At 69.0% G+C, this 8510-nt stretch carries 9 protein-coding genes and 1 rRNA gene; all 10 read left to right on the forward strand.

Going from position 1 to position 8510, the window contains the following annotated elements; translation table 11 throughout:
* Nucleotides 1-166: 166 nt before the first annotated feature.
* The 10 genes from rrf (at nt 167) to ABZ725_RS00050 (ending at nt 8234) form a co-directional block, all read left to right on the forward strand.
* Nucleotides 167-283, forward strand: a 5S ribosomal RNA gene (gene rrf / locus ABZ725_RS00005).
* 73 nt (nt 284-356) lie between these two features.
* Nucleotides 357-1001, forward strand: coding sequence for an HAD family hydrolase (locus tag ABZ725_RS00010; protein ID WP_358800600.1), 645 nt, complete (start codon nt 357-359; stop codon nt 999-1001).
* Nucleotides 1002-1082: 81 nt separating this feature from the next.
* Nucleotides 1083-1808 carry a VC0807 family protein gene (locus ABZ725_RS00015; protein ID WP_358800601.1) on the forward strand — a complete coding sequence of 242 codons (726 nt, stop codon included), beginning with the start codon at nt 1083-1085 and terminating at the stop codon, nt 1806-1808.
* A 75-nt stretch (nt 1809-1883) separates the two neighbouring features.
* Nucleotides 1884-3107: an MFS transporter gene (locus ABZ725_RS00020; protein ID WP_358800602.1), complete on the forward strand. Its 1224-nt coding sequence runs from the start codon at nt 1884-1886 to the stop codon at nt 3105-3107.
* A complete protein-coding gene (locus ABZ725_RS00025; protein ID WP_351920799.1) occupies nt 3058-4230 on the forward strand; it encodes an acetoin utilization protein AcuC in 1173 nt (390 codons plus the stop codon). Before ABZ725_RS00020 ends, ABZ725_RS00025 begins: the two co-directional genes overlap by 50 nt.
* Nucleotides 4231-4333: 103 nt before the next feature.
* Entirely contained in the window at nt 4334-5149 is an 816-nt protein-coding gene (locus tag ABZ725_RS00030; protein WP_358800603.1) for a phosphatase, read from the forward strand.
* Between the two features lie 134 nt (nt 5150-5283).
* Nucleotides 5284-5496, forward strand: coding sequence for a helix-turn-helix domain-containing protein (locus ABZ725_RS00035; protein ID WP_004984898.1), 213 nt, complete (start codon nt 5284-5286; stop codon nt 5494-5496).
* Nucleotides 5497-5685: 189 nt separating this feature from the next.
* Nucleotides 5686-5784, forward strand: coding sequence for an AURKAIP1/COX24 domain-containing protein (locus ABZ725_RS00040; RefSeq protein ID WP_003948845.1), 99 nt, complete (start codon nt 5686-5688; stop codon nt 5782-5784).
* A 285-nt stretch (nt 5785-6069) separates the two neighbouring features.
* Nucleotides 6070-7158: an NAD-dependent epimerase/dehydratase family protein gene (locus tag ABZ725_RS00045; protein ID WP_358800604.1), complete on the forward strand. Its 1089-nt coding sequence runs from the start codon at nt 6070-6072 to the stop codon at nt 7156-7158.
* Between the two features lie 14 nt (nt 7159-7172).
* Nucleotides 7173-8234: a lysophospholipid acyltransferase family protein gene (locus ABZ725_RS00050; protein WP_358800605.1), complete on the forward strand. Its 1062-nt coding sequence runs from the start codon at nt 7173-7175 to the stop codon at nt 8232-8234.
* Nucleotides 8235-8510: the final 276 nt, after the last annotated feature.

Genomic DNA, 8510 nt, shown 5'->3' on the forward strand with positions numbered 1-8510 from the left:
GTTGATAGGCCGGATGTGGAAGCCCAGTAATGGGTGAAGCTGACTGGTACTAATAGGCCGAGGGCTTGTCCTCAGTTGCTCGCGTCCACTGTGTTGGTTCTGAAACCACGAACGGCCCCATGCCATGGTCACGGTATGGTGCGGCAGATTCACAGTTTCATAGTGTTTCGGTGGTCATAGCGTGAGGGAAACGCCCGGTTACATTCCGAACCCGGAAGCTAAGCCTTACAGCGCCGATGGTACTGCAGGGGGGACCCTGTGGGAGAGTAGGACACCGCCGAACAAATATTACGGGAAACCCCCGCACCATTAGGTGCGGGGGTTTTCTGCGTTCGGGCTCGTTTAGGGTCTTAGTCATGCGCTATGACCTGGTGATCTTCGACAACGACGGTGTCCTCGTGGACAGCGAGCCGATCTCCAACCGGCTGCTGGCCGGCTATCTGACCGAGCTCGGGCACCCCACCTCCTACGAGGACTCCATCCGGGACTACATGGGCTCTGCCATGCACCGGATCCACGACCTGGTGCAGGAACGCACGGGGGAGCGGTTGCCGGCGGAGTTCGACGACACCTTTCACCGGCGGGTGTTTGCGGCCTTCGAGCGGGAGCTGGAGCCGGTGCCGGGCGCCGTGGACGTCCTCGCGAAACTGGCCGCGGACGGGGTGCCGTACTGCGTGGCCTCGTCCGGGAGTCATGAGCGGATTCGGGTGGGGCATCGGACGACGGGGCTCGACCGGTGGTTCGACGACTCGCGGATCTTCAGTTCGCAGGATGTCGGGAAGGGGAAGCCGGCTCCGGATCTCTTCCTGTACGCGGCTGAGCGGATGGGGGCGGCGCCGGAGCGGTGTGTGGTCGTCGAGGACAGTCCGCTGGGGGTGCAGGCGGCTGTGGCGGCCGGGATGGACGTGTACGGGTTCACCGCGATGACGCCGGCGGCGAAGCTGGCGGGGGCCACCCAACTCTTCTCCCGCATGGGGGAGTTGGCCGACCTGCTGATCTGACGGGCGGCCTGACATTTGTCATGCGTAGCTCCGGACGATCGTTTCTACCGGGGGACCTGTCCCGGCGGCGAAGCTGAGGGCATGACGACGAACCAGCGCAAGAGCCGGCACCAGAAGCTGAATGCCTTCGCCCCGCTCATCGTGGACGTTGCGGTGCCGCTCGGGTCGTACTACCTGTTCAAGAGCGCGTTCGGGATGAGCACGTTCGCCGCTCTCGCCTGGAGCAGTGTGGTGCCGGCCGGGCGGACGCTGTGGAGCGCGGTGCGGGAGCGGACGGTCAACGGGCTCGCGGGGCTCATCCTCGTCGTCAACCTGGTCGGGCTGGTGCTGAGCTTCCTCTCCGGGGAGCCGCGGCTGATGCTGGCCAAGGACAGCGGGGTGAGCAGCACGGTCGGGATCGGGATCCTGGTCTCCGTGGCGTTGGGGAGGCCGATGATGACCGCCGGGCTCAAGCCGTTCCTGGTGAAGGGCGACGCGGTCAGGGAGGCCGCCTGGGAGCGGTTGGAGAGTGGGGCGTCGGTCGCGTCGGCGGACTTCCGGAGGCGGGAGCGGGCCTTCTCGGTCGTGTGGGGTGTGGTGCTGCTCGCGGAGTGCGTCGTGCGGGTCGGGGGGGCGTACACGGTGCCGGTGGACACGATGCTGTGGCTCGGGTCGGTGGTCATGGTCGTGGCGATCGGGCTGGGGATCGGGCTCGGTGGGGCGCTCGGGGCCGGGCCGATGGAGGCGATGGTCAGGTTCGAGGCGGCGGCGGCCGGGGAGGCTGCAGAGGCCGAGGTCGGGAGGGCTGAGCTCGCCCTCGCCCGGTGAATCCGGGAAAGCTGAGGGAAATTCATCTTTGGCTGGATCTACCCACGAGTACGCCGGGGCCCTACGCTCGCCGCCATGACAGATGTGCTGCGGCGCGGTAGGGCCTCTTTGGCGTTCAGCTTCTTCGCGCAGGGAGTCGCCTTCGCTCTGCTCGTGACCCGGATCCCGGCCATCCAGAACAGGTACGGGGTCTCGGACGCGCTGCTGCCCGTCTTTCTCGCCGCCGTGCCCATCCTGGCCGGGGTCGGGAGCGTGACGACCGAGCAGTTGGTGAAGCGGATACCGCCCAGCCGGGTGCTGCGCTGGGCCCAGCCGGTGGTGCTGCTGGCGCTGCTCGGCGTCGGGGCGGGGCGGGGGCTGGCCGAGTTGGGGATCGCCCTGGCCGTCTTCGGGCTCGCCGTGGGGGCGCTGGACGCCTCGATGAACATGCTCGGGGTGAGTCTGCAGCGGACGTACGGGCGCAGCATCATGCTCAGTTTCCATGCGGTGTTCAGCCTGGGCGGGATCGTGGGGGCCTCGCTGGCGTGGGCGGGGGCGCACTGGCATCTCGCGCTCTGGGTGTCGTATCTGCCGGTGGTGGCGGTGTTGCTGCCGGTGGCTCTCCTGGGGAGCCGGTGGTATGTCGACGGGGGCGGCTCGGAGGCCGGTGCGGAGGACGGGAGCGGTGCCGGGGCGAAGTCGGGTGTCGGCTTCAAGTTGTTGCTGCCGCTGTGTCTGGTGATGGCCTTCGCCTATATCGGGGACTCGACGGTCTCCAACTGGAGTGCGAAGTATCTGCAGGACGTGCTGGGGAGCTCGGAGCAGCTGGCGACCGTCCCGTACAACGTCTACATGGTGACCACGCTGCTCGGGCGGGCCATCGGGGACGTCGGGGTGCGGCGGTTCGGGGCCGCGGCGGTGGTGCGGCTGGGGGCCGTGGTGGCGGCTGTGGGGTTCGCGGTGGTGGCTGTCGCGCCCGGGGCGTGGGTGGGGATGCTGGGGTTCACGTTGGTGGGGCTCGGGTTGTGTGTGCTGGTGCCGCAGACGTTCGCGGCGGCGGGGCGGTTGTTCCCGGGGGCTTCGGATGCGGCGATCGCTCGTCTCAATATCTTCAATTACGTCGGTTTCCTGGTCGGTTCGCCGTTGGTGGGGGCGTTGGGCGATGCCTGGAGCTACCGGGGGGCGATGGCGGTGCCGATGGTGTTGGTGCTGGTGACGTTGGTGTACGCCCGGTCGTTCGCCGCTCAACCGGACCGATACGGTGGCGGGCATGAGCGGCCGCGCACAGCTGATGTGGGACGAGGCAGTAACGGGCTATGACTTCGGGCCCGAGCATCCGATGGATCCGGTCCGGCTGGATCTGACCCGGAGGCTGGTCGGTGCCCTGGGGCTCGACCGCGAGATGGACGTCGTCGCGGCGAAGCCCGCCGGGGAGTCGACGTTGCGGCTTGTGCACCGGGAGGACTACGTCGAGGCCGTCAAGGCGGCGTCGGCGGAGCCGGGGGCGGCGGACCAGTCGTACGGGCTGGGGACGATGGACGATCCGGCCTTCGCCGGGATGCACGAGGTGTCCGCTCTCATCGCCGGGCTCTCCGTGGGCGCGGCGGAGGCCGTGTGGCGGGGGGACGCGCTGCACGCGGTGAACTTCTCGGGCGGGTTGCATCATGCGATGCCGGGGGGCGCGTCGGGGTTCTGCATCTACAACGACGCGTCGCTGGCCATTGCCCGGTTGTTGGAGCTGGGGGCCGAGCGGGTCGCGTATGTGGACGTGGACGTGCATCACGGGGACGGGGTGCAGGCGGCGTTCTGGGAGGATCCGCGCGTGCTGACGATCTCGTTGCACGAGCATCCGCGGACGTTGTTCCCGCAGACCGGGTGGCCCGAGGAGACCGGGGCCGGGGCGGGGGAGGGGTCCGCGGTGAACGTCGCTCTGCCGGCGGGGACCGGGGACGCCGGGTGGTTGCGGGCGTTCCACGCGGTGGTGCCGGAGCTGATCGCGGACTTTCGGCCGGATGTGCTGGTGACCCAGCACGGGGCCGATACGCACTTCGAGGATCCGCTGGCCCATCTCGCGGTGTCTCTCGACGCGCAGCGGGCTGTGCAGGTGGCCTGTCATGAGCTGGCGCACGAGTACGCCGGTGGGAAGTGGGTCGCGCTGGGCGGGGGCGGCTATGCGGTGGTGGAGGTGGTGCCGCGGTCGTGGGCGCATCTGGTGGGGGTGGCGGCGGGGGCGCCGGTGGCTCCGGAGACGGTGATTCCGGAGAGCTGGCGGCAGGAGGTGTTCGCGCGTACCCGGCAGTTGGGGCCGGGGCGGATGACCGATGGGCGGTGGCCGGTGGAGTATGCGGAGTGGGACGCGGGGTACGACCCCGCTGATCGGCTGGATCAAGCTGTGCTGGCCACTCGGCGGGCGGTTTTTCCGTTGCGTGGGCTGTTGGCGTAGTTTTTCGCCCCCGCCGCCCCCGGGCTGGAAGTGCTTACGCCAACCGTGCGGTGTTCGCCCGATTTCAGCCCCGTCGAGGGCGGGGTGCGTCAGCATCGCTCCCGTGCTCAGTTCCGAGGCCCTTCGGGCGCATCTGCTTGCCGCGCGGCTGGCCGGGGTGGTGGCCACCTCGCGGGAGGAGAGTCTGCGGAGTTATCGGCTGTTCGCTGCTCGGGATCCTCGGGTGTTGATCGGTCTTGATCCTGAATGGAGTTGGGGGCAGCGGGATCTGATCGAGTTGATGGCGGACAGGTGTGGGGTTTCGGCCGATCCCGGATGCGTGTCCGGGCATGATGTGATCGATCCCGAGCGGACGGTCGCCGCGCTGGACGCGTTCGCGGCGCGGCTCGCCTCGGTTGCCCAGCGTGGTGCTCCCGTGCTCCTCGGCACCGGGCATCCCCATCGGTTGCTGGGGTTCTACGCCGGTCTTGCAGACGCTTTGTCGGCGGCGGGATGTGATGTCCTCACCCCGGCGCAGGGTCACTGTGTCGACATAACGACCCGGTTCGGCCTACGTAGGCACAACCTTGATTACGTACGGGGGGTCGCGGTCGTCCGGGAGGCCGGGGTCGAACGCGCCGGTTGTGCGACCGGTGTGCACAGTCATTCTCCGCTGCCGGTTCGGGTCGCTCTGGCCGCGGCTGCTGAGGGCGGTGGGCCGCTGCCCGAGCTGGTGATCGGGGACCACGGGTGGGTCTGCGGGGCAGGTCAGCTGGGGTTTGAGGCCATCGGGCTGGCGGACACCGATGACCCCGCGCTGTTCGTGGGGGAGGCTGAGGGGGTCGTCTCCGTCGTCGTTCCACTTGATGACGCTGTGCGGTCCGGTTACTACAGGCCGCTGACCCGCTACGTACTCAATCGAGCGTGTCTGTCACAGTAGGCCGCTGATGGGTGCACCTCTTCCCCACTCGCATCACCCGCCCCTACATTGGGGAGTGAGCACGCAGCGACGAAGAGTCACCGGAAGGGGAAGCCGGTGGCCGAAGAGTCGAGTGCGGAAGGTTCAGGTGTGTCATGGCTGCAGCTGGCGAGAGGCCTCTGAACGAGGTTCAGTTCCTTACCGTGGCGGAAGTCGCCTCGGTGATGCGAGTGTCGAAGATGACCGTGTACCGGCTGGTGCACAGTGGTCATCTGCCCGCGATTCGGGTGGGGCGGTCCTTCCGCGTCCCCGAGCAAGCGGTTCACGAGTACCTCCGCGAGAGCTACGTGGGGGTGGAAACCGCCTGACGGCCGAGGTCCCGGGGCCTGTCCGCAGGGGCAGGCCTCAGGCTGGAGGGGGCCGGCCCCAGGGCCGTCTCGGGCCCCTCCAGCCCCTCGATTACGACCTCAGCCCGTAGGCGGGTAGGCTAGCCCCTCGTAGGTCGTATGGGCCCATGGCGCCCAGCACCGAGTGATGAGAAGTGAGCGAGGGTAGTCGTGGGCTCTGTTATCAAGAAGCGGCGCAAGCGGATGGCCAAGAAGAAGCACCGCAAGCTGCTGAAGCGCACCCGCGTTCAGCGTCGCAACAAGAAGTAAGCGCAGGTTCTTACTTCGCGCGACGCGAGCCGCGTTGGCGTCGTGTGGCCCCCCATCGTGTTATCGGTGGGGGGCCACACGTATATGCACGTGTCGTGCGGTCGGTTGAACGCTGTGCGTATGCCTGGACGGGCACCATGGCTGATCTGGGCGTACGACCGCACGTTCTGGTCACCTCGTGCATCGGGTGGTCATCACAGCGCAACACCGACCCGCTAAGTTGGCCCGCAGACGGGGAACTCGGCAGGGCGGCAGCGGTTCCAGGACGGAAGGAAGGCGCTGATCTTGGGGAAGGTCGTGCTCGTTACCGGAGTGGCCCGTCAGCTGGGGGGCCGGTTCGTACGACGGATCCAGCGTGACCCACAGGTCGACCGGGTGGTCGCCGTGGACGCCGTGCGGCCCGAGCACCATCTCGGGGGCGCCGACTTCATCCAGGCCGACATCCGGCAGCCCACCATCGCGCGGGTACTGGCCGAGACCGGTGCGGACACCGTCGTCCACCTGGACGTGACCGCGACCGCGCTGGGCAGTGGCAGCCGGACCACGGTCAAGGAGACCAACGTCATCGGGACCATGCAGCTGCTCGGGGCGTGTCAGAAGTCGCCGAACGTGAAGCGGCTCGTCGTGAAGTCCAGTACGAACGTGTACGGGTCCGCGCCGCGTGATCCCGCCGTGTTCACCGAGACCACGCCGGCCAAGTCGCTGCCGAGCGGCGGCTTCGCGAAGGACACGGTCGAGGTGGAGGGGTATGTGCGGGGCTTCGCCCGGCGGCGGCCCGACGTCGCCGTGTGCGTGCTGCGGTTCGCCAACATCCTCGGGCCCACCGCCGAGACGCCGCTCGCCTCGTACTTCTCGCTGCCCGTGCTGCCGACCGTGTTGGGCTACGACCCCCGGCTCCAGTTCGTGCACGAGGACGATGTGATCGAGGTGCTGCGGATCGCCTCGCACGATCCGCAGCGGGGCACGCTCAACAGCGGCACCTTCAACATCGCCGGTGACGGCGTGCTGCTGCTGTCGCAGTGCTCGCGGCGGATCGGGCGGCCCACGGTGCCGCTGCTGCTGCCGGCCGTCACCTGGGCGGGGTCCCTGGTGCGTACGCTCGGCATGACGGACTTCTCGCCCGAGCAGATCCGGCTGCTCACCCACGGCCGGGTCGTGTCGACGGTCCAGATGCGCGAGACGCTGGGGTTCACGCCCCGGTACACCACGGCCGAGACGTTCGCGGAGTTCGCGCGCAGCCATGGACCCGGACTGCTGCCGCCCGAGGCCGTCGCCGGGGCCGTCGACCGGATCGCCGCGGTGCCGCTGCCGGGCGGCGGCGGCCGGTCCCCGGCCCGGCGGCCGGTCCACCCCCCGACGCAGAGCGCCAACTGAGGAGCGCATCAACGATGGCGGACGCCAAGGTCATTCCGTTCGACGACGACCGGACCCGGGGGAGCGCCGTAGCTCGGCCGCCCCGGCGCCGGGGCGCGGGGAGCCGGCGCAGGAACGGCGAGCCCGCGCCGGTCCGGGAGATCGGCGAGGTCGGTGAGGTCCAGCCCCTGCCCACCAGGGCGATCGGGCAGGATGATGTTCCTGTGACGGGTGAGGAACGGCTGGGCCAGGACGGGGGCGGCCTCGAGCGGCGGATCGCGGGCGGGTTGTCCTTCCTGCGCCGGCGCCTCACGGGCGACTACGAGGTCGACGACTTCGGCTACGACGAGGAACTGACCGACCAGGTCCTGATGTCCCTGCTGCGGCCGCTGTACGAGAAGTACTTCCGGGTCGAGGTGAAGGGCGTCGAGAACATCCCGGCGGAGGGGGGCGCGCTGATCGTCGCCAACCACTCCGGGACGGTCCCGATGGACGGCCTGATGATGCAGGTCGCCGTCCACGACCATCACCCCGCGGGACGGCATCTGCGGCTCCTCGCGGCCGACCTCGTCTTCATGCTGCCGGTGGTCAACGAGCTGGCCCGCAAGCTCGGGCACACCCTTGCCTGCTCGGAGGACGCCGAACGGCTCCTGGCGCAGGGCGAGGTGGTCGGGGTGATGCCGGAGGGCTTCAAGGGCATTGGGAAGCCCTTCAGCGAGCGCTACAAGCTGCAGCGGTTCGGCCGGGGCGGCTTCGTCTCCACGGCCCTGCGGCAGGGCGCTCCGATCATCCCCTGCTCGATCGTCGGGGCGGAGGAGATCTACCCGATGATCGGCAACGCCAAGACTCTGGCACGGGTATTGGGCTTCCCGTACTTCCCGCTGACGCCGACCTTCCCGTGGCTCGGGCCCTTGGGCGGCATCCCGTTGCCGACGAAGTGGACGATCCAGTTCGGCGAGCCGATCCCGACGGACGGTTTCCCGCCGGAGGCGGCGGAGGATCCGATGCTGATGTTCAACCTGACGGATCAGGTGCGGGAACAGATTCAGCACACGCTCTACAAGCTGTTGGTGCAGCGGCGGTCTGTGTTCTTCTGACGGGGCCGTTCGGTGGGGCGGCGGGTCTTTGGCGGGCTGAGTGGAGTCGGCGGACGGAGTCCGGCGCAGCCGTGCGAAGCCCGCGGAGCGGTGCGAGGACAGCAGACAGGAGGGGCCAAGCTGTTGGTGCAGCGGCGGTCTGTGTTCTTCTAGGTCAGCATGCGACGGCGGTGGGGGGGGGGGGGGGCGGCGCCGCCCCCCCCCCCCCGCCGGGGGGGGGGGGGGGGTGGTGTTGGTCCGCGAGCGGGGTGGTGGGGAGCGGGGGGGGGTGGCGGG

The organism is Streptomyces sp. NPDC006872 (assembly GCF_040635845.1).
Classification (GTDB): Bacteria; Actinomycetota; Actinomycetes; order Streptomycetales; family Streptomycetaceae; genus Streptomyces.